The 24,772-nt window shown below is 42.3% G+C and carries 16 protein-coding genes and 2 pseudogenes; 5 read left to right on the top strand and 13 right to left on the bottom strand.

Annotation, left to right across the window (positions count from 1 at the left end; translation table 11 throughout):
- Positions 1 to 91: 91 nt before the first annotated feature.
- Positions 92 to 2,347 (top strand): annotated as a pseudogene (locus tag L2748_RS03630) (zinc-dependent metalloprotease); the annotation flags it as partial.
- Positions 2,348 to 2,775: 428 nt separating this feature from the next.
- On the top strand, positions 2,776 to 3,090 hold the full coding sequence (locus L2748_RS03625) for a hypothetical protein (RefSeq protein ID WP_220782504.1): 315 nt from the start codon (positions 2,776 to 2,778) through the stop codon (positions 3,088 to 3,090).
- A 56-nt stretch (positions 3,091 to 3,146) separates the two neighbouring features.
- Here the strand turns inward: L2748_RS03625 and L2748_RS03620 are convergent, their stop codons facing one another.
- From L2748_RS03620 to L2748_RS03605, 4 genes are all read right to left on the bottom strand, one after another.
- Entirely contained in the window at positions 3,147 to 3,497 is a 351-nt protein-coding gene (locus L2748_RS03620; RefSeq protein WP_220782506.1) for a hypothetical protein, read from the bottom strand.
- Positions 3,498 to 3,528: 31 nt separating this feature from the next.
- Positions 3,529 to 3,900, bottom strand: coding sequence for a hypothetical protein (locus L2748_RS03615; protein WP_220782508.1), 372 nt, complete (start codon positions 3,898 to 3,900; stop codon positions 3,529 to 3,531).
- 233 nt (positions 3,901 to 4,133) lie between these two features.
- Positions 4,134 to 7,214, bottom strand: coding sequence for an efflux RND transporter permease subunit (locus tag L2748_RS03610; protein ID WP_220782510.1), 3,081 nt, complete (start codon positions 7,212 to 7,214; stop codon positions 4,134 to 4,136).
- 86 nt (positions 7,215 to 7,300) lie between these two features.
- Positions 7,301 to 8,383 carry an efflux RND transporter periplasmic adaptor subunit gene (locus L2748_RS03605; protein WP_220782512.1) on the bottom strand — a complete coding sequence of 361 codons (1,083 nt, stop codon included), beginning with the start codon at positions 8,381 to 8,383 and terminating at the stop codon, positions 7,301 to 7,303.
- Between the two features lie 229 nt (positions 8,384 to 8,612).
- Between L2748_RS03605 and L2748_RS03600 the strand changes: the two are divergent.
- A pseudogene (locus L2748_RS03600) lies at positions 8,613 to 9,564 on the top strand (LysR family transcriptional regulator).
- A 48-nt stretch (positions 9,565 to 9,612) separates the two neighbouring features.
- Here L2748_RS03600 and L2748_RS03595 read toward each other — a convergent pair.
- Both L2748_RS03595 and L2748_RS03590 read right to left on the bottom strand, forming a co-directional pair.
- On the bottom strand, positions 9,613 to 10,269 hold the full coding sequence (locus L2748_RS03595; RefSeq protein WP_220782514.1) for a Qnr family pentapeptide repeat protein: 657 nt from the start codon (positions 10,267 to 10,269) through the stop codon (positions 9,613 to 9,615).
- A gap of 38 nt (positions 10,270 to 10,307) precedes the next feature.
- Positions 10,308 to 11,672 (bottom strand): MATE family efflux transporter, encoded by a 1,365-nt coding sequence (locus tag L2748_RS03590; RefSeq protein ID WP_220782515.1) that lies wholly within the window; start codon positions 11,670 to 11,672, stop codon positions 10,308 to 10,310.
- A gap of 246 nt (positions 11,673 to 11,918) precedes the next feature.
- On the opposite strand from L2748_RS03590, the gene L2748_RS03585 reads away from it, so the two are divergent.
- Both L2748_RS03585 and groL read left to right on the top strand, forming a co-directional pair.
- Complete coding sequence (locus L2748_RS03585; RefSeq protein WP_220782516.1) at positions 11,919 to 12,209, top strand: co-chaperone GroES; 291 nt, start codon at positions 11,919 to 11,921, stop codon at positions 12,207 to 12,209.
- Between the two features lie 91 nt (positions 12,210 to 12,300).
- Complete coding sequence (groL, locus tag L2748_RS03580; RefSeq protein ID WP_220782517.1) at positions 12,301 to 13,953, top strand: chaperonin GroEL; 1,653 nt, start codon at positions 12,301 to 12,303, stop codon at positions 13,951 to 13,953.
- Between the two features lie 272 nt (positions 13,954 to 14,225).
- Here the strand turns inward: groL and L2748_RS03575 are convergent, their stop codons facing one another.
- From L2748_RS03575 to L2748_RS03540, 7 genes are all read right to left on the bottom strand, one after another.
- Positions 14,226 to 16,496, bottom strand: coding sequence for an nSTAND3 domain-containing NTPase (locus tag L2748_RS03575; RefSeq protein ID WP_220782519.1), 2,271 nt, complete (start codon positions 16,494 to 16,496; stop codon positions 14,226 to 14,228).
- A 69-nt stretch (positions 16,497 to 16,565) separates the two neighbouring features.
- On the bottom strand, positions 16,566 to 17,645 hold the full coding sequence (locus tag L2748_RS03570) for a nuclease-related domain-containing protein (RefSeq protein WP_220782520.1): 1,080 nt from the start codon (positions 17,643 to 17,645) through the stop codon (positions 16,566 to 16,568).
- Between the two features lie 430 nt (positions 17,646 to 18,075).
- Positions 18,076 to 18,744, bottom strand: coding sequence for a hypothetical protein (locus tag L2748_RS03565; RefSeq protein ID WP_220782521.1), 669 nt, complete (start codon positions 18,742 to 18,744; stop codon positions 18,076 to 18,078).
- Between the two features lie 582 nt (positions 18,745 to 19,326).
- The gene (locus tag L2748_RS03555) at positions 19,327 to 19,944 is read right to left on the bottom strand and encodes an excalibur calcium-binding domain-containing protein (protein ID WP_220782523.1); all 618 of its coding nucleotides are present in this window, start codon (positions 19,942 to 19,944) and stop codon (positions 19,327 to 19,329) included.
- Between the two features lie 156 nt (positions 19,945 to 20,100).
- Positions 20,101 to 20,661, bottom strand: a complete 561-nt coding sequence (locus L2748_RS03550; RefSeq protein WP_248957666.1) for a hypothetical protein — start codon at positions 20,659 to 20,661, stop codon at positions 20,101 to 20,103.
- A 10-nt stretch (positions 20,662 to 20,671) separates the two neighbouring features.
- Positions 20,672 to 21,244: a hypothetical protein gene (locus L2748_RS03545; protein WP_220782526.1), complete on the bottom strand. Its 573-nt coding sequence runs from the start codon at positions 21,242 to 21,244 to the stop codon at positions 20,672 to 20,674.
- A gap of 213 nt (positions 21,245 to 21,457) precedes the next feature.
- Positions 21,458 to 23,608 (bottom strand): bifunctional 2',3'-cyclic-nucleotide 2'-phosphodiesterase/3'-nucleotidase, encoded by a 2,151-nt coding sequence (locus tag L2748_RS03540; protein ID WP_220782527.1) that lies wholly within the window; start codon positions 23,606 to 23,608, stop codon positions 21,458 to 21,460.
- Between the last annotated feature and the right edge of the window lie 1,164 nt (positions 23,609 to 24,772).

Genomic DNA, 24,772 nt, shown 5'->3' with positions numbered 1-24,772 from the left:
GTGTAGTCACGTTGTGTACGTTTACTGCGGATTGCACCTGAGGGTTTCATAGATAAGTCTCCAAAGTGTCAACTTATCTCAGGACGGGACAGACCTTTACCTTGAAGCCAATAAACTCAATGAGCCTTTTTTACTGCTAACCAGCCTTCCTCATGGTGTAGGATCCAATGATATTGGCTTAGATCGTGGGCAGCTGGGGCGTACCCGAATGGTACAGTTTGAGCGCCATGGTCCATATTTAATCTTAAAACAGCTTAATACCGATTATCGCGCGAGTACTGACAATGCTGCAGAGCAACGTGCCGTTAAAGAAGCCTTTGCTGAGTCGGTATTATGGCGTGGCAAACTGGTTACCGGTAAGCGTAACCTAGTGGCGATAAACGATCTGGTGGTTAACGATCTACACGGGATCAGTGACGCGCTTGAGCGCTCAAAGCAAGGCAGTTATCGCTTAGATGCTTCTAAATCGCTAATTCTGCCCGAAGGGGTAAAGTCGTTTGAGCGTAATAGCGATATCGATGTGTTATTGACCTTTGATGCAGCGAAAAAAGGTAACTATGTTGCTCAAGTGACGCCAGATGCTAAGCATTTATCTATACGTCTACGTTATTCATTTATTGCCTTACCAGAAGCCGGTTATCAAGCGCGAGCTTATCATCCGTTAAGTGGTTATTTATCAGATGAGTATTTAGACTACGGCACCCGAGTTGATGAAGATATTCGTCAGCGCTTTTTATTGCGTCATCGTTTAGAAAAAGTTACGCCCGGCTCAGCGCCAAGTCAAGTTGTTAAACCTATTACTTACTATCTCGATCCGGGTGTACCAGAGCCTATCCGTAGCGCCTTGCTTGAGGGCGCCAGCTGGTGGGAAGAAGCCTTTACTAATGCCGGTTTTATTAACGGTTTTAAGGTGGAGCTACTGCCGGAAGATGCCGATCCACAAGATGTGCGTTACAACGTGATCCAGTGGGTGCATCGTGCCACACGTGGCTGGTCATACGGTGCTGCGGTAACCGATCCGCGTACCGGCGAAATTATTAAAGGCCATGTCACACTTGGCAGTCAACGTGTGCGCCAAGATCATTTGATCGCCCGTGGCTTAACTGCAGGTTGGCAAGATCGAGACGCTGCCGCCGAAGCCTCAATGCAGCTTGCCTTAGCGCGTATTCGTCAGCTATCAGCCCATGAGATCGGCCATACCTTAGGTTTAGATCATAACTTTGCCGCATCGAGCAATAACAATGCATCAGTGATGGATTACCCACATCCAATGGTGAGCATTAATGGCGACAAGATTGATATTAGTAAGCCCTACGATGAAGGCATTGGCGTATGGGACAAGTACACAGTCGCTTACGGTTATGCTGAGTATTCAGGTCCTCAGTCAGAAGTGGCAGGCTTAGCCAGATTACGTGAAGAGGCGGCTTCGCAAGGTCTACGTTATATCGGTGAAGCAGACTCTCGCTCTGCTGCAGCCAGTAATGCTTACGCCAGTCTTTGGGATAATGGTAGTGATCCTGTGGCTGAACTTACTCGTTTAGGCGAAGTAAGAGCGAAAGCGATTAAAGATTTCTCTGCTGAAGCGTTATTGGCAGAGCAGCCTCAAGGCGAACTACAAGACGCGTTTGTGCCTATCTATTTGCTAACCCGTTTTCAAATTGCGGCAGCGGCTAAAATGATAGGTGGCACTACGTATAGCTATAGTGACGGTATTGATGGCAAGACGTGGCACTATATTGCGCCTGCCATTCAGCAGCAAGCGTTAGATAGCTTGCTGGCAACCTTATCACCTGACTCACTTACTGTGCCTGAAAGCCTACAAGAAATGTTAGTGCCTAAAGCGGGTAATTATTATAAGACTCGTGAGAGTTTTGACTCAGCGCTCGGAGTGATAACCGATCCTTTAGCCATGCCAGAGGTGTTAAGTCGGTTAACCTTATCGCAAATTTATTCGCCAGCGCGGATCAATCGAGTTAATCAAGCTTACCTTAGTGATAAAGAGCAACTTTCAGTCGCCAAGCTTACCGATAAAGTGTTCGCCAATACTGTGTTTAGTGATATTCCAACGGGACCAGAATTAGGCGTATGGATGCGAGTCAATGCGGTGATGGTCGATAGCATTTTGGCGAGTTACCATGACGATAACACCCGACCAGAAGTGAAAGCTCAGCTAGCAGAACGTTTAAATTACTTAGCTAAGCAGCTTAAACGTAAAGTGAAACGGGTAAGCGCCTATGAAGCCGCCCATTACGCTTGGTTACTACAAGGTCTACAAAATGGCTTAACTGATAGCGAAGTTAAGCTTATTGTTAAACCGTTAGCCATCCCACCAGGTTCACCAATTTAATCTGCGGTTAGGCATTAATTGAAAAAGCGCGAATTATCGCGCTTTTTTATTTTCAGCCCTCGTCATAGTCTCAAGCGAGTTGCAGGCTTTAGATTTACGCTTGTGTCTAATAATTGTTTTCGATAAAAACAGCTAATAGCCATAAAGATTTTATGGTTATTAGGGCGTTATTGTTATTTTTAGTGTAATCTTTTCGTTACAGCAGGCCATTATAGTTGCCTGAAACTTCTTGGCAATTCAATTGTAAAAAGCACAATACTTCAAATGCTTATGCATAAATACCCCTTATAAATTCAGCCACTCCTAAGCCTGCCGTGGATCGGGGTTGTATCAAAATGCAAAACTTTGTTCATTTTTGTTCTCTAAAATGAACAAATAACATAGACTGGTTGTTAAGCGAATGTAGGCAAATAAGATTGGAGTTGTAAATGAAAAAGTTAACCAGCGTAGCCTTAACACTAGCGATTGGCTGTATCTCTACCTCAGCAATGGCAGAACGACCAGATTTTTCAAAAACTGCAGCAGCACGTGCTGACTATGATTTTTCAAAAAATATCACAGTAGCTAAGCAATTGAATGACATCGAAAGAGGGTCGACACGGCATGACTTCTCAAAGCCATTAGCCGCGACCAGTGAATACGATTTTTCGAAAAATCCTCAGGCGCAAATGAGCGCCTACAATAAGCCTGCGACTCAACATGATTTTTCTAAGACAGAAGCATTACGTAATAGTGGTATGTAATACTCGAGCAGAATGAATAAAAAGGGCTACTGACGAGTAGCCTTTTTTATGGCTGGCTACTTTGCTCGCTCATCGACTTGCTTACCTTGGCGGTAGGCATCGAGAGCTGCAATTGCCCATGCTAAAACAAACCCTGCTGTGGCAAGGTTGACGTAAAGTGCTTCATTGCCAACAGGTGCTTGCGTGACTGCGCTGTAGATCGCATTGAGCTCTAACGGGATCTCGCCATTCAATATTTGCTGTGAAATAAGCTGCGCACGTTCATACGCATGCCATATAAGGTAAGACAGCGCGGCGAATGAGCTGAGCATAAACACACTGCCTATCAAAGGCTTTTTTAAATAAAAGTGACCAGCACCAGGGCAAGCAAGGGCTGATAGCAATACGGCTTTAACGGATGTCTTCATGATGTGCGGCTATGTCTTTAAATTAATTGAATCATTCAAGATCGATACGGCGGATCGCTTGCTTTAGAAAGTCGACTTTATGTTGCAGGCGCGTTTTAAGCTCATCATCTTGGTGATAAGCACTCAATTGGCTTTCTACGCCTTGCAACTCTTGCACTAACCAGCCTCGGATCATCACATAGTAACGTGAATCAGTGCCGTAGTGGCTAATGGTATTGAGCGAGGCTTCTGACGGCAGCGCAATTGCAGCATCAAGTGATTTTACCATAACGCCAATGGCATATTCTTCAGCTTGCTCTTTGGCAGCGGCTTGCTCTTTGCCAGCAGCTTGCACTGGCAGGGTCAGTATTGCGCTTAGTAACACAAGGCTAATGACCCGCTTATTCGAAGCACAATAAATCATGCTGTTCCTCGTCTGCAATAGTTTGCCAACTACAGTAGCAGCCACTTAGCTTAAATACTCTTAAATTTTTGTTTATCTAATATTGGCGCTATGAAAATGAAAAACCCTGATTAAGCGAACTTAATCAGGGGTGCCGGGAAGCAAATTTTCGGGGTTGACGATTACTTGATTGAAGACCTCCTTAATGACAATTCATTATGCAAATACCTTATCGACAGTAGGTTGCGATCCGCTTAAGCGGTCTGCTTATGTGGATAAGCAATTCTGAACGCTAAGGTGTAGGTCACCGGCAAAACAATTAATGTAAGTACTGACGCAAAGCCCAGACCAAAGATGATGGTGATAGCCATTGAGCCAAAGAAAGCGTCTGACAATAACGGGATCATACCTAGCATAGTGGTGATCGCCGCCATCAATACCGGTCTAACGCGACTCACCGCCGAGTCAACCACGGCTTGATAAGCTTCTTTACCTTGAGATAACTCAAGGTTGATCTGATCCACTAATACAATGCCGTTCTTGATGATCATACCGGTCAAGCTGAGTAAGCCTAACAGCGCCATAAAGCTAAAGGGGGCATCAAATAACAGTAAGCCCGATACCACACCAATTAACGATAAAGGCACGGTGAACCAGATCACTAATGGCTGCCTGACGGAGTTAAACAGCAGCACAGTGATTAAAAACATTGCTAGATAACCCAGTGGAATAGAACTAAATACCGACTCCTGTGCCTCTAATGAGGTTTCATACTCGCCGCCCCATTCAAGTTCGTAACCAGCAGGTAGTGGGATCGCTTCAATATCGGCTTTGATCTTTCTAAATACTGAGTCAGCGGTTTCATCTGTGCCGTTAACGGGATCGGCGAGTACTGAGATCACTCGTTTACGATCACGGCGCATGATCAAAGGATCTTCCCACTCAGTGGTAAAGTCTGAGACCACTTGGGTTACCGGTACAAAGGTATTGTTCTCACTGCTCCAGATTTGCAGCTTCCAAATACTTTCAGCATCGAGTCGCTCTTGCGCTGGTGCACGAGCAATAATCGGCAGTAGATGACTGTTCTCGTGATAGGTACCCACTTGCTGGCCACTAAAGTTCGTCAGCAGGGCATTGTCGAGATCTTGCTTGCTGATCCCGGTTTCTCTTGCCTGTGCCAGTGCCAATTGTGGGCGCACTAAAGTCACTTGGTTACGCCAGTTATGACGCACGCCTACCGCAGTTGGTTCGTCTTTTAATATGGTTTCGGCTTGGGCCGCGAGTTGGCGCAGAACTTGTGGGTCTTCACCATAAAAACGCGCTTCAATTTTTGCCGCAGGGCTAGGGCCATTTTCCATATACTTAAAACGGTACTGGGCTTCTGGATACTTAAGGCTTAGCTCGCGTTCCAGTACGCGCATATATTTATTTAGCGTCTCAAGATCGGTCATTTCCAATAAGATCTGACCATAGGCCTTGTAGCCTTTTTCTGGCACATAAGACAACACAAAACGCTGGGCACCTTGGCCGATCACAGTGGTTAAGTTAACCAAACCGGTATCTTGGATCTTTTGCTGCTCAAGCAGATCGGTTTCGATACGGCTAATCAAACGTTCGGTGGCTTTAATATCTGAGCCTTCAGGCATCCACACATCGACAAAGAACATTGGTGTGTTAGAAGCAGGGAAGAACACGTTCTTCACATGGCCAAAACCCACTACCGATGAGATCAATGCGGCAATCACCAGCAGTAAAGTCACCGCCCTAAAGCGCATTGCGAGGTTTAGCGTTTGGCGGTAAAGCTGGAATAACCAACCCTTGTACGGATCGTCATTTTCATCTTCAGAGATCACCCCATCTTTAAACATTAAGTTGCAGAAGAAAGGCGTAAGTGTCATGGCGGTGATCCAGCTGATAAACAGTGAGATCAACAGCACTTGGAACAAGGAAATACAGAACTCACCAGTGGCATTGTCAGACAGTCCAATAGGCGCAAAGGCGATAATCGCAATAATGGTTGCGCCTAGCAGCGGCCACTGGGTTTGCGAGATCACTTGTTTGGCAGTTTCTAAGCGGCTTTGCCCGCGCTTAATGCCAATCAAAATGCCTTCGGTAACCACAATGGCGTTATCAACCAACATACCGAGTGCGATGATCAGTGCGCCCAAAGAGATGATCTGCAACTCAATGTTGAGTATGTTCATCACCACAAAGGTGCCCAAAATCGTCAGCAATAGTACTAAGCCCATTAATAGGCCAGAACGAACACCCATAAAGATAAGTAGTACGCCAATAACGATCGCAATTGACTCGGCCAAGTTAACCAGAAAGCCATTGACCGTCTGGTCCACCATCTTACTTTGATCGTAAACCGTATCCAGTGACATACCGATAGGCAGTTCACTGTTAAGTTCAAGCATGCGCTCATTTACGGCTGCGCCGACTTTAACCACGTTGACGCCGCTTGAAAACGAGATCCCGATAGATAAGGCTTTGTTACCATCGGCATGGTAAATACTTTCAGGGGTTTCTTCAGTGTCTTTATAGATCTTAGCGATATCGCCCAAGTAAATTAATTTGGCGCTGCCCGGTGTGCTAATCACCAGACGCTCCATCTGGCTAACATTATTAAACTCGCCCGTAGGGTGGATACGAATACGGTTATCACCCACCAAAATACTGCCGGCGTTAGATACTACGTTTTGGCTGTTAACCAATGAATAGATGTAGTTCTGATCTAAGCCTAACGCGTTAAGCTTTTGCTGTGAGATCTCAACCACCACTTGTTCGTTAACAATACCGGCAATAGTGACTTTCTTAATACCGTCAACCAGCACCAATTCACGGCGTAAAAAGTCGGCATAGTTTTGTAATTCACGATCGGTATAACCTTCACCGGAGACATTTAATAAAATGCCGTACACATCGCCAAAGTCATCGATAACCGTTGGTGTCATCACCCCTGGTGGTAGCTCAACTGCTTTATCGTTTATCTTGCGGCGCACTTCGTCCCACACTTGTGGCAGCTCGCTGGCATCAAAGTTTTCTTTAACTTCAATTTCAATCTGCGACAGGCCTGCACTGTTTACTGAAATGATATGTTTAATACCATCAAGTTGCTGCAAGGCATCTTCGAGCGGCAGGGTCACTTCTTCTTCAACCTGCTCAGGTGACGCGCCGGGGTAGGCGGTAACCACTAAGGCTTGCTTGATAGTAAACTCAGGAAACTCCAACTGGCCTAAGCTTAGGAATGAAATACTACCGCCAACTAGTAGCAGTAAAGCAAACATCCAGCTTATGACTTTATGGGTGATCGAATATTCAGCAAAATTCATGCGCTAATCTCTTGTAAAGCGTGCTCAAAACAGTCCCTGTTTTGACAATTAAAAGGTGTGGTAACTCTGGTGTTGTCTAGCTAACGTTATACGCCACGTTGCCAACGCAATGGCTTAACTTGCTGATCTTCTGATAAGTACTGCACGCCTGCGACGACAATTTTATCGCCAACACTTATACCATCAACAATCTCAATGCCATCAGTGGTGACCTTACCTAAGGTGACAATATGTTGGTTCACTTTGCCAAGCTCTGAGTTGTAGGCCCAAACGACATGCTGACCGTCCAGATCGCGTTTGCTGATAGCCGCAGCTGGTAAAACAGCATTGACGCTTTTAGCGCTATGGTTAGCAATATCAACAGTGAGTTCAGCGCTCATGCCCGGCAGTACCGTCATGTTGCTAGGGCGAGGCAGAGTAAATACCACCTCATAACTCTGAGTACCTGGGGTGACTTGGGTCGCGTGCTCTTTCAATGACGCGTTAAAAGTAAGGCTCGGATTATTAGCAAAGTGCACCACCGGCTGGGTACTCGCATTGGGATTAAACTGAGTAACCTTACCCGCTAATGATTCAGGTACTTGGATCACCACATCAATATTGCTGTCTTTTTGCAGCACCAATACCGACTGATTTGCTTGCACCATCTGATAGTTATCAATCGCAATTTTCGCGACTGTACCGCTATAAGGGGCAGTAAGCTCGGTGTAACTTAGCTGGTCTTGAGCGCTAGCAAGATTGGCTTTAGCTGACTTTAATTGTGCGCTAGCAAGATCATAGTCTGCTTGAGAGATAAGCTCGCGGCGCAGTAGTTCACCTTTACGTTTAAAGTCTGCTTTAGCCAATTCATAGTCGGCTTCACGGTTTAATAAAGTATTGCGGGCATCACGGCTGTCGAGACGCGCAAGAACATCACCTTTTTCAACCTGTTGACCTTCAACCAAGTCAAAATCGACTAAGTGGCCGGACAGTCTAAACGACAGTTCTGCTTGCTTAGTGGCGGCCACTTTAGCCGGAAAAGCACGCATTGAGCCTGCATTAACATCGGTAACCTCAAAAAGTTTTACTGGTCGAATGCTGCTAGGCACGACTTCAGTCGATTCTGCACTGCAGCCAGAAATAACGGCAGCCAAAATGAGGAGAGAAAGAGAAGTCGTTAACTTATTCATAACGCGAATTCCATTGATTGTGACAAAATGTAATTTAGAGGTTGGTAAAGATAACAGGGCTTATCGTTGAGTAAAATGGAATTATATGGAATCATGGGTTCCGAAAAGTGGAACTACTATTGCTTGATTTGACTTAATATGTGTGAGCAAAGTAATAGTGGAAAATTATTGCTCGGATTAAATGCTTAAGCAGTAACCTAGCGGATAAGCCTGAAATAGAGATGTTGTAATGAAAACCGAAGATATTGCCTTATTCCACCGGATTGTTGAAACCGGCAGTTTAGTGGAGGCCGCAGATATATTAAACCTGCCTAAATCAACCTTAAGCCGCCGCTTACATGCGCTTGAAGAGGAGCTAAATGTAAAACTGTTTCATCGCCAGAGTAGGGCGATGACACTGACGGCGTCGGGCAGCCATTTCTACGATAAAACCACAGGCATGCTAGCCACGCTTGAGCAAACCTTATCTGAGCTTAATGGCCAAGATGCTGAGGTGTCTGGTCATCTGCGTATTTTGATCTTTCCGATCCCAGAGCTGATGCACATTACCTACGCTATTTTTGAGTTTATGGATCTGCACCCAGAGCTAACGGTAGAGATTATTGTCAGCACTGAACCGCAGGATATGATCCGCAATAACATCGACTTAGCGTTTATGCATTGAAGATGCCTTTAACGAAAACGAAATGGTAGCACGGCACATTATTAGTGAAACCATCCACTTTTTTGCCAGCCCTGAATACCTTGAAAAAGTCGGTAAACCTATTAGCCCAGATGAGCTACCCCAGCATAATTCAATTTTGTTTCGCTACCCTAATGGTCGCATTTTCAACGATGTGCCTTTTGGCAAAGACCGTACCTTACAGGTCAAAGGCAACTTGTGTGTGAATAGCCTCGCCACTTGCTTAGAAGCAACCTTAATGGGGCGGGGGATCTCGATGATGCCACTACCATTTGCCAAAGAGCATATTGACACTGGCGAGCTAGTGATGCTGTTTGAAGATGTAGAACCCTACGAAGGAAAATGTTTTTTAGTTTATCCATCAAGACGTTTTATTAGCTTGGCGAGCCAACGCTTTATCGACTTTATGATGCAGGCAATGGAAGAGTGTATGCAAAATGGTAGCGGCCGTTGCGATCGTGAGATCAGACTCAGAGGTGCAATCAAGTCGATGATCTAATTTGCTCTAAAGTCGTTTTAACTTGTTTAGGCAGCTTGTTAATACAGATTAATCTGGCGTGACGATTAGCCCGAGCGGCGCCAGCAGTTGCTCTTGCTGCCACTGGTTAATCATTACTCCTTCAAGACTGACCACTCTCGGATCGAGCCCTTCAAGCTCGATGCGAGTGAGATTAGCCCCTTGCAGTGCAAAACTGCCCCATTGTTCTTGTGAAAACTCACCGCCGCTTAAGTCACTGCCTTTCATTGATGCGCCGGTTAAATTTGCGCCGCGCCAACGATTATCAAATAGCTCACACTCTTCAAGTAACAGGTCGCCTAAATCGGCATAAGCTAAGTTACAGCCTGTGATATAAGCCGAGCAGAAATAGCTTTTAGGGGTAATGTAATTGGCAAAGCTTGCGCGGCTAAAGTCGCTACCTTGCAGGTTACAATCGCGCATTTCCATGCCATAACAGTGTGCACCTTTAAACAGCGCCATGCTCAAATTACAGTGCTTAAAGCTAGCACTGGTGAGTGTGGCATAGCTAAAGTTACAGCCTTCATCTTCGCCAGGCACAATAAATTTGCAGCGAATAAACTGGGCATCGGTTAAATCGCTGTGGTTAAAGCGGCAATGGTAAAAACTGCAGTTCTCGAAGCGGGCGTCTTGCAAGTCTTGATCGCTAAAGTCTTCAGCATTAAAGATCTGGTCAATGGCATGCATAATTAGGCTCCTTTACTGCAGTTAGATTGAATCGATTTTTAGGCTTCTTGGCTAACCACAATCGCGGTTTTATCAGGCTCAGAGATCCGTGTTGCCAAAATATAACAGGCAATGCCCATAATAGCGTTAGTGATTGGCAGCGCCAGTAGTAAGCCTTTTACGCCGCCAAGGTATGAGCCTAGTGCAGCCAGTGGCAGCATGATTAAAAACAAGCGGCATACATTTAAGATTAACGAACTCATTGGCCTGTGATAAGCATTGAGTGAGGTCGCCACTAAAATCACAATCCCCAGCGGGCCATAGGCTGCGGGCAGCACTAAAATATAAAAGGTCAGCCACTCGATCACTTGTGGGTCGCTACTAAATAGCTCAGCCAGAGGTTTAGCTAAAAACAGCAGTGGCAAATACAATAGGGTTTGAAACACCAACACAAACTTAAGTGACAGCATTAGCGCGCCACGTGCACGCAGGGGTTGCCCGGCACCTAAGTTTTGCGCCACAAACGGCACTAAGCTCGATGACAATGCCATGACTGCAATCAACATCACAGATTCAAGTCGAGTGCCGGCGCCAAAGGCTGCCACTGCGCTGTGATCGATGCGCGCTAACATCGCCATAATAATCGCATTGGCGAGAGGGTTTAGCAGGTTCATTACTGCGGCTGGCTGAGCAATATGCGCCAGTTGTTTCCAATTACACTTTAAGCGCTCAATATTGGGCTTAACAAATTCAACTAAGTGGCGTTTAAAAATCAACAGGTGGGTCGACAGTGACAGCGCCACCACCCAAGAAATCACGGTCGCAATGGCTGCGCCTTCAATCTCTAGGCGTGGGAAAGGCCCAATACCAAAAATAAGCAAGGGGTCGAGAATAAGGTTAATCAGCGCAGCTAACATCATGATTTTGGCTGGAGATTTAGTATCGCCGGTAGCGCGCAGCCCCTGGTTACCCACCATCAACAGCACCAATAACGGCGCGCCGAGATACCAGATAAACATGTAGTCATGAATTAGCGGTAAGCTTGAGTCATTAGCCCCAAGTAGGCTAAACAGCGGATCGATACACAGGCTGCCGAGCACGCCGATAAAGGCAATAAGCAAGAAGGTCAGCATTAAGGCGTCGTGTAAAAACACTTTGGCTTTATCGGCATGACCGCCGCCAATTAAACGCCCAAGATTGGTCGATACTCCAGCGCCAATGCCGATGGCAATGCTAGAGATAATCAGGGTCACCGGAAAGGTAAAGCTAATCGCAGCTAAGGCTTCAGTGCCTAACTGGCTGATAAAAAAAGTGTCAACGAGGCTGAACCCGAGAATGGTTAGAATACCAATCAGGTTTGGAAGGCTCATATTTAGCAGTACACGACCAATTGGCTGAGTAAGCAGCCCGTGTCTGTCTCGCATAGGGAAGTCTTGCCTCGTCTTTACTCGGAGGGCGATTCTATCAGGATTGCTGCAAACTTTATCCGCGTGAGTTAAAAAAAACGGATTTATTTTGTAAATAGGCCTTGGAACTGAGGGCATTAACCCCCATGTATCGAACATCAAGCGACAGTTTTGATTTTACTTAAGTGAAATCAGTTATTGTTGTTACTAACATTACAAGCCTGCAGATAAGTTTAGGCATAAATACAATTGGAGCATCCATCGATGAATATTCGTCCATTACATGATCGTGTCATTGTTAAGCGTTCAGAAGTTGAATCAAAGTCAGCGGGTGGCATCGTGCTAACAGGCAGTGCTGCTGAGCAGTCTAGCCGCGGTGAAGTTCTTGCTGTAGGCAACGGACGTATTCTTGAAAACGGTACAGTACAGCCACTAGACGTTAAAGTTGGCGACATCGTTATCTTCAACGAAGGTTACGGCGTAAAGAAAGAAAAAATCGATGGTGAAGAAGTACTAATCCTGTCTGAATCAGATCTAATGGCTGTAGTGAGCTAATTCACTCCATTTAGAACATTTTCCAATACTGACGAGCGAGGCCAAACGGCAGCTCGTCAGGCATTTCAAAAGAATTTAAAGGACATTAAAAATGGCAGCTAAAGAAGTATTATTCGGCAATGACGCTCGCGTAAAAATGCTTGCAGGCGTAAACGTGCTAGCTAACGCAGTTAAAGTTACCCTAGGCCCTAAAGGTCGTAACGTAGTACTAGACAAGAGCTTCGGTGCTCCACTAATCACTAAAGATGGTGTGTCGGTAGCGAAAGAGATCGAACTAGAAGACAAGTTCGAAAACATGGGCGCACAAATGGTGAAAGAAGTTGCTTCTAAAGCCAACGATGCAGCCGGTGACGGTACCACTACTGCAACAGTACTTGCACAAGCAATCGTAACTGAAGGCCTAAAAGCCGTTGCTGCTGGCATGAACCCAATGGATCTTAAGCGCGGTATCGACAAAGCCGTTGTTGCTGCAGTTGCTGAACTTAAAAACCTTTCTCAAGAATGTGCTGACACTAAAGCTATTGCTCAAGTAGGTACCATCTCTGCTAACTCTGACGAGTCAATTGGTGAAATCATCGCGACTGCGATGGAGCGCGTGGGTAAAGAAGGCGTTATCACAGTTGAAGAAGGTCAAGCACTAGAGAACGAGCTAGACGTCGTTGAAGGTATGCAGTTCGACCGCGGTTACCTATCTCCATACTTCATCAACAAGCCAGAAACTGGCAGCGTTGAACTAGAAAGCCCATTCATCCTTCTAGTAGACAAGAAAGTATCAAACATCCGTGAATTGCTACCAATCCTTGAAGGTCTAGCTAAAACCGGTAAGCCACTACTTATCGTTGCAGAAGACGTTGAAGGTGAAGCACTAGCAACACTAGTAGTGAACAACATGCGCGGTATCGTTAAAGTTGCTGCTGTTAAGGCGCCAGGCTTTGGTGACCGTCGTAAGGCAATGCTACAAGATATCGCTATCCTAACTGGCGGTACTGTTATTGCTGAAGAGATTGGTCTAGAGCTAGAAAAAGCGACCCTAGAAGATCTAGGTACTGCTAAGCGCGTTGTTATCACTAAAGATGACACGACTATCATCGACGGTACTGGTGAAGAGACTCAGATCAAAGCACGCGTTGCCCAGATCAAGATCCAAGCTGAAGAATCAACTTCAGACTACGACAAAGAGAAGCTTCAAGAGCGTATGGCTAAACTTGCTGGCGGCGTAGCCGTAATCAAGGTTGGCGCAGCGACTGAAATCGAAATGAAAGAGAAAAAGTTACGTGTAGAAGACGCACTACACGCAACTCGCGCAGCGGTTGAAGAAGGTGTGGTTGCTGGTGGTGGTGTTGCACTAGTACGCGTAGCAAGCAAAATTGGCGAAGTTGAAGTTATCAACGAAGACCAAAAGCACGGTGTTGTAATTGCACTACGTGCAATGGAAGCGCCACTACGTCAAATCGCGACTAACGCTGGTGAAGAAGGTTCAGTTGTTGCTAACAACGTTAAGAACGGCACAGGTAACTACGGTTACAACGCGGGTAACGATACATACGGCGACATGCTAGAGATGGGTATCCTAGACCCAACTAAAGTAACGCGTAGCGCACTACAGTTCGCAGCATCAGTAGCAGGTCTAATGATCACTACAGAATGTATGGTTGGCGAAGTGAAGGAAGATGCACCTGATATGGGTGGCATGGGCGGTATGGGCGGTATGGGTGGTATGGGCGGTATGGGCGGCATGATGTAATCTAACTGGTTAAAATCGCCTATAGCTGCGTTACCTTGCCACTCGTTTAAGAAAGCTAAACGTCGTGGCAAGAAGCCTTGCTCTAGAACGATTTTTCCTGCGTTAGACATGTTTGCTGGTCTATAGCTCAAAAGCTTAAACCCACTTCTTGTAGAAGAATAGAAAAAGCCCCGATATCTGACGATATCGGGGCTTTTTTGACGCTATATTTAGGCGCCACTTTAGCTGAGCCTAGATTAAGCTTACTTTGAACCCTATTATTTCAATTTACTTCATCGCTCAAATAAACTGTCTATATCATCAAAACCACTATCATGTGACAGATTTTCACCTCTATAATAGTTATGAGAGCCATATTCATCTTGAAATTGATCGTGATATGATGACATGATTCCTTCTCTAATAGAGTCTAAATCAATATGTTCAAGTATTTCAGCTTCTATACTTGTTACGTCAATCTGGTACTCTCCTAGGTTGTTATTTACTATTTCATCTGCCTTGTTAGAGATTGAGTCTAAGTCGTCATATTCAATGCTAGAACTTAAAATGTCATTTACTTCATCGTGAACTTGATCTTGCCAATATTCAAGTGTGACGCTTGTGAAAGCTTCAGTGAAATCAGTGTCAGAATGGTTTTCTGCTTCTAATATTAAATATGATATTAGTATTAGTTCATAATGGTCTGGGTGTTGCTCTAAGCTAGATGTAATTATTCCATCCCAATTAATAGAAAGGTTTTCAAGATCTTGGCTGTCTATTAAAGCGTCAAATAGTTGGAGTGTTCTATATAATGACTTATAATGAAAACCGTTGGAATTTAATTCTCTGGTGAAATTTTCAATTTGTGGTTTTTTAATTGTTTGATTTTTGCATTCACGTTTTATATACAGTAGTGATTTTGTGTAAAGATCAAAATACTTGGACCACTCATTGATTTTCTCTATCTCTAATATAACCCTGTTAATTATTTTTGTTAGATTTTTATTGTTTATTAAATTGTTTTCTTTAAAAGATAAAAGAGCCTTGTAAGATTCTTCGTTATTTAAAGCTACTATTATAAATGCTAGGTTGTCATGTTCTATGCTAACTATTGGTAAGATGTAATCAGCAATGGATGGGTTGAATAAATCATATGTCGTGATGCTTTTTAAGTCAATATACCTATTTAATAAGGAACCTGTTAATATTTTAAGTGAGTTTCTGAATTCTCTGAAGTTAGCTTGTGTATTAGTCAGTTCGCAATAAATTTCATAGGTGTTCAATAGCTTTTTTTCACTGATTTTTTTACTGTTTATAACAACGAAGTTTATTATTAGTTTTTGTATTTCATTAGTCTGATTGTCGAAGACGAATTCCCAGATGTCTTTAGGGTTATTTATTTGAGATTTTACTTTGTCCCAGTATTCATCTTGGTTAAGGTATTCATAGCGCTGATTGTCTGTAATAAATGATACTAATCTAGGATTGAAGTTTTTGTGTAAAATTATGCTTCGGTATCCCTTGTTTTCATAGAACTTGTCTATAAACTCTTGCTGTAGGTTTGAGAAGTAGAGATGGTTGTATAGTATGCTTGCTTTTTCGATTTTCTTTAAGTTATTTATATTTAATTCAAATTCGTTCTTTTGTATGTTATCAATTTTAAATAATTCAGAAATTTGCTTTCCTTGATTTAATATTGTGCTTCTTGATGTAAGTATAAATAATTTGTCCTCACAAGATTTAATGGCTTTCATAAACTTTACTATTTTCGAGTCTTCTCGATTGTATAAACCATCAAGATAATTTCTTCCTAAGAAATCATCGAAGTAGAACAATTGTTTTTTGTCTTTAGTGAAAACATCCCAAGCATTATCAATGCTATCTTCGATTTCGACAAATTCATATCCTTCTTGTACGAATAAATAACATAAATTTTCAGCTAATGTTGTTTTGCCTGCACCGGGCTCTCCTGTAATAATTAAGCATTTTGAGTTATCTAAAATGCTCTTTGCAATGTCATGGCTTTCTGTTTTTACATAATACTTACGGTTTTTCTTGATTTCTTCAAATGTTCTTTCGCTCTTTGAGTAGATGCCACTATTAATTAGTAAAGTTAATACATTGGAACTGCTTAGCCAAAGTTTATAATGGTTCTTTTCAATGTGAGTATACTCTGGTAGCCTCAAGTGATCATTCAAATTTTCTTTACCATAAATATCACAATGACTTAGGTAAGGTGAAAATATTTTTACGAGTTCTTCCTTATTAGAATTACTTAACGGTAAAGAGCAAACGAATATATATCTTGATGGACTAAGTTTATGTACTTTATCTGCTTCTTTTTTCCGACATTGATAGATTAACTTATCAATGCCGGAACTAAGCCAATGCTTTACTTGAATGATGACTTCTTCATTTTGGTCAGTAAAAAACTTACCATCTATACCTTGATCTCTACCTGGTTTAAATCTATCTATAATCGTTCCTTCTTTGATAGATAAAAAGTCAGTAGCAAAAATTTCAAATTCTTTATCATTTAATATGCTGAAGTCGTAATCGTTCATATATTTTATTTGTCTTATGCTTGAAAAGTTGAGGAGAAAACTTGGTCAGAGTAAACTTTCTCTTTTCCCCTAAATCATCCTTTGACCACTACCACACTCATTGCAATTCAAGGTGTAGGTTTCTTGTCGTTTTTGAACTCTGGTATTCTTACTGCTGCACTGTAGGCAGGCTTGTTTCATCGGCGTGTTTTTAGTGCATTGGTTGCAATGTATGTAATATCCGAATTTGCCATACATTGGGGTGTAATTCGTTGACTCTCCACAATGTTTGCAGCGTAAAACTATCTGGATTGTTTGGCTTTTCTCTGTTTCTGTATGTAATGCGGCTTCTGTTGCTATTGTTTGAGCGGGCATGCGTTGAACCGGCGCTGTGCTAGCTGCTGTTATTGGTGTATTTGTTGGCAATGCGCTGTTTTGCTCTGTGGCTGTTTGGTTTGTTGTTATTGGTGTTTCTGGTGTTTCTGTGTCTGCTGTCGTATTCGGTGCGATATGTTGCTTGATAAGAAATGAAGCGACAGACTCTAACTCTTGTTGATTGAAAGCTGGTCGGGTATCGCTGGTATTTATAAATCTAGCGAATTTAGTTTTTAGGTTCATCACCTTGTCTAGCTTTTCTACCAGAAATTCAGATTTTATCAGCTTGTCTGATACGGCCTTGGGCATCGACTTTCTATCAATGATGGCGTCGCTAGATACTGCGCATAGATGATCCCAGCATCGACCTTTGAAGCCTTGTTGTTTAAACCCAAGCAACTTGCCTAGTATGTCGCTGCGATGATGCATTAATAGTTCGAGTAACAGTGCTTGTTGCAGCTCTACTTGCTTGATGGGCGAGGGCATGCCTTGCCATTTCGTAGTCTTTGCTTGATAAGTGTTTAGGCTGCGCGTCCATTCCTGTTGCTGGTTGACCTTTATCTGACCTCTGATGCTCTTCGATTCAATGAGAATAAAACCGTAGCTATACACGATGAGGTGGTCTATTTGCGCGACTTCGTTGTTAAAGCGAAATTTGAAGTCGTTGATCACCAGCACTTGTGGGTGGTCTTTGTAAGCGCGGCGCAGAAAGAATGCCACGTTTTGCTCTTGTTGCTGGCCTGCAATCGCTTGCGCTGATTGTAGATTTTGCGGGGATTTTGTTTTCAGAATCATTTATCAATAGCGTCCGTTCTACTGCCTAGCTATAAACGATTAGCTAGCAGCTTGATAATGGTTAAGCGCATTTTATCTGCTATTTGATTGAAAAAGCTACTGAAATTAAGAGGGGGATGGGATCAGAGGTAAACTTTTTCTATACCCTAAATTACTCGAAGATCACTACCTCACTCTTGACTATTCAAGGTGTAGCTTTCTTTGCGTTAATGTGAATAATTAGTAAAGATATCAGTTGGTATATAGCTTAAAAACTAAAGTCGAAAAGTCTTGAAAAGAAGAATGAAAGCCCTGACACCTTGCGGTATTGGGGCTTTTAAATGGCTGAGATAGCGTAAAATATCCGTTGACCTATACTAGGGACAATTAATCTGGCCTATTTACTTTTTTAGGCTAGTGAAGATATTTTCTGATGTTCGTTTAAGAAAAACTATAACTTGCTATTATCACCTTTAGTGGCTGTAACAGTCGTTTCATCGATAAATGCACCTTTCCATTTTTTGGGAATATAACTATCTACGACTCTCGTTTCATAGTTTTCTTCTGAAAGTGCTAATTCAATACGCTTCATGGTTCTAGGGATTATTTGGCTAGTATCCCCTACAAGAGAACGAGCTAGTGAAGCGCTCATAGCATCAATAGAAATACCACCGCTACTTTGATTGAATGTGGTGTATATATCAACATGATATCCTTGCTGGTACTGTACTACACAGATAAAGAAAGAGGTTGATTCTCCGAAACCTTCTGTTGAGTCATCAGACTTCATAGTCAAGATTGGATCTTGGCAAGTTGGAATCATCACCATACCGCCATGAGATTGAACTAGTGCACCAATTCCAGAGTTTCCATATGGATTGACGAGCTTAAATCTTGTCGGTTTTTCAGGAAGCTCAAAAGGAGGAATACCTCGACTAACGGTTAAGGTATCCATGCTTTCTTGGACAGTTTCGACTACCGTATCAAGGACATTCTCTCGAATAGAAGAATCTCCTTTTATGTCAATAATCATATATGCCTGTTCAGTTGAGTTTTTTTGCGTAGATGAACAGCCTGTTAATGCAAGTAAGCCTAATGCAAATAATGCGCAATATTTCATGTAGTTCTTAATTCCCTATAAGTAAAATGTTATAAATTGCTGCTTATTAAGCAATTAAATGGTTACATCTAGGCTTTTGTTTTGCAACACTTTGGCAACCTTTTGAAGGGTTGTTCTGTAGTTTTTGTTTTTTTGGTTTTTTGTTTTTTAATTTGCACTTTTGTAGTTAATTACGGTATGTAGTTTTACCGCAGACTCATCAGGTATGAAGTTTTTTATCAAGGAAATCTCATAAAATCTCAAAGATACCCATCTTCAATGGCATGTTTTGCTGGTTATCTATGCACCAACCTACAAATAAGTGGGGTCACAAATAAGTGGGGTCAGAGTAAACTTTCTCTTTTCCCCTAAACCACCCTTTGTCCACAACCACAGTCTTGGCAGTTTAAGGTGTAGGTTTCTTGTCGTTTTTGAACTCTGGTATTCTTGCTGCTGCATTGTGGGCAGGCTTGTTTCATTGGCGTGTTTTTAGTGCATTGTTTGCAATGTATGTAACTATCTCTAAAGCGAGTGAATTTGCCATACATTTTGGGGTAATTCTTTGATTTTTAGCAATGTTTACAACATAAGCTAACCTTAGGATCACCAGTTGCAATGTTGTCTCTCACAAGGAATGCCATCTCCATCACCGTCCATTTTTGTGCCGGGGCAGTTTTTAATATAAAACTTAGCTTCATCGCATGAGCTCATTTGGCTGCAATGGGTTTTGCCGGTTTCACATTGAAACTCTGGCTGGCTGACACTCGTTGTTGATGATTTTGGCGGTAAGTCAAAGCGCATGTTTGCAATATCGTCGTTAGCTAGCACTATGGTTTTATTGATTTGTTGGTACTTGCCGTAACCAACGACAGCCATAACGATAATTAATGGGATAGCGAGCTTAGCCAAAAAGCTGGATTTAACTGGGCGTTGATTGTGGTGTGTCGAATGATTTTTGCGTGGCTTATTGATTCGTTTAGTTGTTGATTGAATAGCTACAACTGCCACACCTTCAATACTGGCTTTGCTGGCTCTGAGTTTGCCATCGGTTTGGCGCTCGGTAACAAACAGAATTTGGTCGCCAACAATGGGCTTTCGAGCCATCTGCTTAAGTGTCGAGATATGAATAAACACATCTTGAGTATTGGCGGCCTCAGGCTTAATAAAACCGAAGCCTTTGTCTGCGTTCCAACGAACAAGGGTGCCTCTTTCCATGAGCATCTTGTGTGACTTCCTGTTTACATCAAGTTAATAGCTACCAAGATACTACCAGTTATTCTATTTGTCAGCTCTGATCATGTTCAAATTAATAGGTTAATTTTTAATACAATCAATTGCTAAGCTTTACTTAGCTTTAGCTAAATGCACTATACATAGTTAGCCTGCCCACGACTCGTTAAAAGTTTCAATTGGCACGAATTCTATGCCTGTTGGTGAGTCGCGCATGATCTGATCGACAATATCTTTATGAAAAAACGTATGAAAGCCCCATGAGCTATCGCGAAACACCTGTCTTTTGTATAGCGGGATCTGCGCCAGTTTATCGGAGTCGATAACCAGTGTTTTCATGCCACTAATGTAGCCACGTTTAAAGCGTTTAAATATGCTTTGCTCATGACAAATTACATCGATTTCATGGGCGAGTTGCAGCATCATGAAATCATGTTCGCCTTGATCAAGTAACTTGAGTGGGATCCAGTTACTGCCATATAGCGACTCGATTTTTAGTGAATCGAATAGATGTTGAGATAACGCGAATTCTGGCTCAAGCAGAATATCGGCAATTGCATACTCTTGTTCTGGTTTATGGGTGGCGATAACTGGCACTGGTGCACTTGGGCTGGTAAATGGAGTGCGCAGCATTTCCTCTTCAAACTCTTCTGCGACTTCATAGATTGGCGTCGGCTGGTTCTCTCTTATAAAAAAGTACTCACTCATGTTGTTGCCTTTAACCTACAAAATCCGAATAGCCTTCAGCTGGGATAAACTCCACGCCAGTTAACTTGAGCTTAGTTAGTTGCTCGACCACTGATTTGTGGAAAAACACCTGTTTGTACCAAGCTGGATCAATAAATATCAGTCGTTGTGCTAATTCGACTTCTGCCAATGCTTTAGGGTCAATGCGTAACTGGCGGATACCGCTCATCATCTCATCGCCATCGTCGTCCTTTCGGTAGCGCTTTATATTACTATTTACTCTATCTATCGCTTTGATTTGATTGGTAACTTGCAGCATGACAAACTCATGATGGCCGTTATGGACTAAATCAATATCTACCCAGTTAGTGCCTGCGATAGCTTGCAGGTCGATCGTGTTAAAAATGCTTTTTCGTATTGAAAATGCAGGCATCTCAAATATGTCGGGCACGCTGCAGCCTACTTCAGAATCATATTGGATGACTAAAGGTACTGGTGCAGTAGGATAAGTAAACGAGTAGCCTGGTACGGTATCGATGTGCTCATCAGGAAAAACATAACAGGCAATGCCGACGTTCTCTCTGGCAAAGAAGTATTCGTTCAAGGTTAACTCCATGTTTTAAATATTTAAGCGGTTATGGATCTTTGGAAGAATATCTTACTACGGCTAATAAGCTCACTCTAAATAAATCTCTCAACTCTGCTGTTTGAGGTTGTTTGGCAGCTAATGCAAAAAATCCCTACTTATTGCTAAGTAGGGATTTTTGTTTGCGCTGTAACTGACTTAGTTTAAGCGATTTAACTCATTTAGTTTGAGTTACTTAGCTTTAGCTGCGCAGTTAAACTCACCGCTGTAGTTAAAGTTAAAGTGGAACTTAGTAAAGCCTTCAGTACCGGCTTTAGTCTCTTCTACTTTCTCAGTTGAAAGACCTGTGATGCCGTTGTCTACACAGCGGAATGCTTCATCTAAGGTTGCTGATGCAAACCAAACGCTATCTGTGTTTGGCGCGACTAGCTTGAACACTTCCGCATTCGGGAATGCTAATGATGCATCACCTTGGTTACCAGCTAGCGAGTCTTCTAAGTAGTATTGCACTAATTCACGGTTGTTGAATGCGGCTTCTTCTTTAACAAGCACCGCTTTATCAACACCTGGCATTTTCACGTTAGATGCACGGTAGTTGTTAGTGATCACGTAGATTTCTGCGTCATCAGCAATTTCAACGCCGTTATAAGTTAGGCTGTCAATCTGTTCGTTAGTCGTTGTTTCATATTCAAAGCCATTAATGTTGATGTACTTTGACTCTTTTTCAACGTTAACTGTGTACTTAAGTAAGCCTTCACCAGCTTGGTTGAAGCCACCAAAGAATACGTCAAAGTTGTAGCCTGGGAATGATTCATTTAGGAAGCGTTCATCGGCTGCTAACGGTAGGCTGTTGTATGCGTTTGAATTAACCCATTCGATCCAGTTCTTCATATCAGAACCAGTCATTTTTAATACCGCTGGGGTGTTGTTATCAAATACATAGAAATCAGCAACAGAAGCGTTAGTTAGCTCACCTTCTTGAATGTTGGTAAAGTCTTGTGGACCGTTACGACCAGACTTGAACGGTGCTGAAACTGACAAGAAGATAGCGTCGTCAGCTGCGTCTTTAAATTCACCCGCTTCTTTCCACTTCATTAACTGATGCAGTTGTGCTTCGTTAACGACTTGGATAGATAGATCCGGTACCACTTGTGGGAAGAAACTGTTCATGTTCACATCGATTTCAGCAATAGGTGTAGACATGTAATCAATCGTGCCTTGATGCTCTTTAGCCACTAAGTCTTCGATGATTTTGTCAGAGCTATTGGGTACGAGTGAACGTAGCTCTGAAGTTGACTTAGTATGGTCAACATCCCAGCTTTCGCCGTTATCTTTAGTTGTTAGCGTTAGGTCAATCACACCTAGCTTAGCGCCCCAGAAACCAGGCATAACAGCAGGGATACCATTGATTAAGCCAAGCTCGGCATCAACACCTTCGATTTCGCCGTATTCACCTGTGGTATTTGGGAATTCACGGTGGTCGTGACCAAACATGATGGCATCGATGTCATCAACATAGGCAAGGTGTAATGTAGCGTTTTCGGCAAACTCATTGTCATTGTCATTTAGACCAGAGTGAGGAATCGCAACAATAATATCAGCGCCTTCAGCTTTCATCTTAGGCACATAGTATTCAGCGGTTTTCTTGATGTCTGACACCATAACATTACATTTTAGTAATGATGCATCCCAGCCCATAATGTTCGGTGGAGTAAAGCCGATGACACCCACTTTAACGATATAAGATTCGCCGTTACTGCTCTTAAATTCACGATCTAAGATCACGTATGGATCATATCTGTGTTCAGCCGTCTCATAGAACTCTTCAGTAATGCGTACTTCACACTCATCTGCTGCATTGCTTACTTTTTCTAGCGAGTTATCCACTTTCCATACGTTAGCGCTTACATATGGGAAGTCAGAGCCTTTTAGTGATTCATCTAGGTAATCTAGGCCATAGTTAAACTCATGGTTGCCTAAGTTAGCTGCGTCGTACTGCAATTCGTTCATTGCTTTATAAACAGGGTGAGTGTTGTCTTTAACGTGTTCAGTACCCAGTGACGCCATATAGTCGCCCATTGGACTACCTTGGATTAAGTCACCGTTATCAAACAGCATGCTGTTTTCTACTTCGTCACGAGTTGCTGCGATAACTAAAGAGGTACGTGCTAAGCCCCATTCAGGTAACTTAGTTTCGTTTACTGCTTCGCTAACAAAGTAGTTGTATGGCATTACGTTGGTATGGATATCAGTGGTTTCCATTAGACGAACGCTAATGGTGCTGTCGTTGACATTGTTATTATCGTCATCTGAACTATTACAACCCACTAATGCAGCAGCGATGCTTGAAACAAGCAACAGCTTCTTAGTACTTAATTTCATATTTACTCCAAGAACCATTTATTATTTTTTATTAAAATTGATATCAGCACTTAATTATTTAATTAGCGAGATTAAGTGATGTTGGATATGCGTTCTGAACAGGTCAGACATCCTAAATTCGAGGTAAATTAATTAAATTTAATGGAGAAGTAAAGTGAACAATATGTGTCAGATTGCGGGTTTTAACAAACTAAAATAAGGAGTTGATTAACTAATTAGTCAAATCGAGTAATAAAGTTATATAAAATAGTATTGTATATATCGACAGAAAACTACAATAGACAGTTTTCGTGCAATAAGAGGCTGAAATTGATGGTTTAAATTACGGTTGAACACTTTTTGTTTACATTACTTTCAGCGTTATTTGTTGGTATTTTATTATGCGTTACAAATGTTTCAATTTGATGCGTTGGTGTGGCTAAACAATAATTTTGTTCACCAATTAAAACACTCAGCATTATGCTTTTTTTATGTTAAATAAAAACAATCACCTAGCCATATACACTATTGGCTTTTTATATGAGCATTAACCGGGTCTTTTATATTTATTTCGGGTGAAAAGCGTAAAAGATAAAATGCATGATGTGACCTGCTAGTTCGTTTACCTTATCTATGATCAAAATAAATCAAATCTGATTAAAAACAAAAAAATAGAGCGTGTTTTTTCGCTTAATCACTTTGAGGCAATGATTTTTTGTATCTTTAAATTAAATCGGATTATTAACAGAATTTGTGATTAATTAAAATAATTGCAACACGTGAGCGCTTAAATTATAAGCTAAGCTCATCCTCAATGAATGGCATTTCGTGGAGTTTGCTAGGTTAACGCGTCGGCAGGCACTGCGTTAGTATCCCCTTCTGTAAAAACATAACTGGCGATCGCCACATTCTCTCTAGCAAAAAAGTATTCGCTCAAAATTGACTCCCTATTTATCGTCATTTTTTAGCTTTTAGCTTTTAGCTTTTAGCTTTTAGCTTTTTGCTTTCCTGGCCGAGGTCATTTCTTTGAAAGGTTTTGTGTTAATTGTCAACGAGTACTGTTAATCGTAACTCAGTAAGCTGCTTTATCAGCCCTGTACCAACGCAAGTTAATTACTTGAAATCCATTCAAAATTGAAATAATTCACTACCTGCTAATATTTGCTGCAACTTTAGTGCTGCTTT

Origin of the sequence: Shewanella sairae (assembly GCF_023283535.1) — a bacterium.
GTDB classification, from domain to species: Bacteria; Pseudomonadota; Gammaproteobacteria; order Enterobacterales; family Shewanellaceae; genus Shewanella; species Shewanella sairae.
The sequence above is the reverse complement of the archived record's forward strand: the minus strand, read 5'-3'. Positions and strand labels throughout refer to the sequence as shown.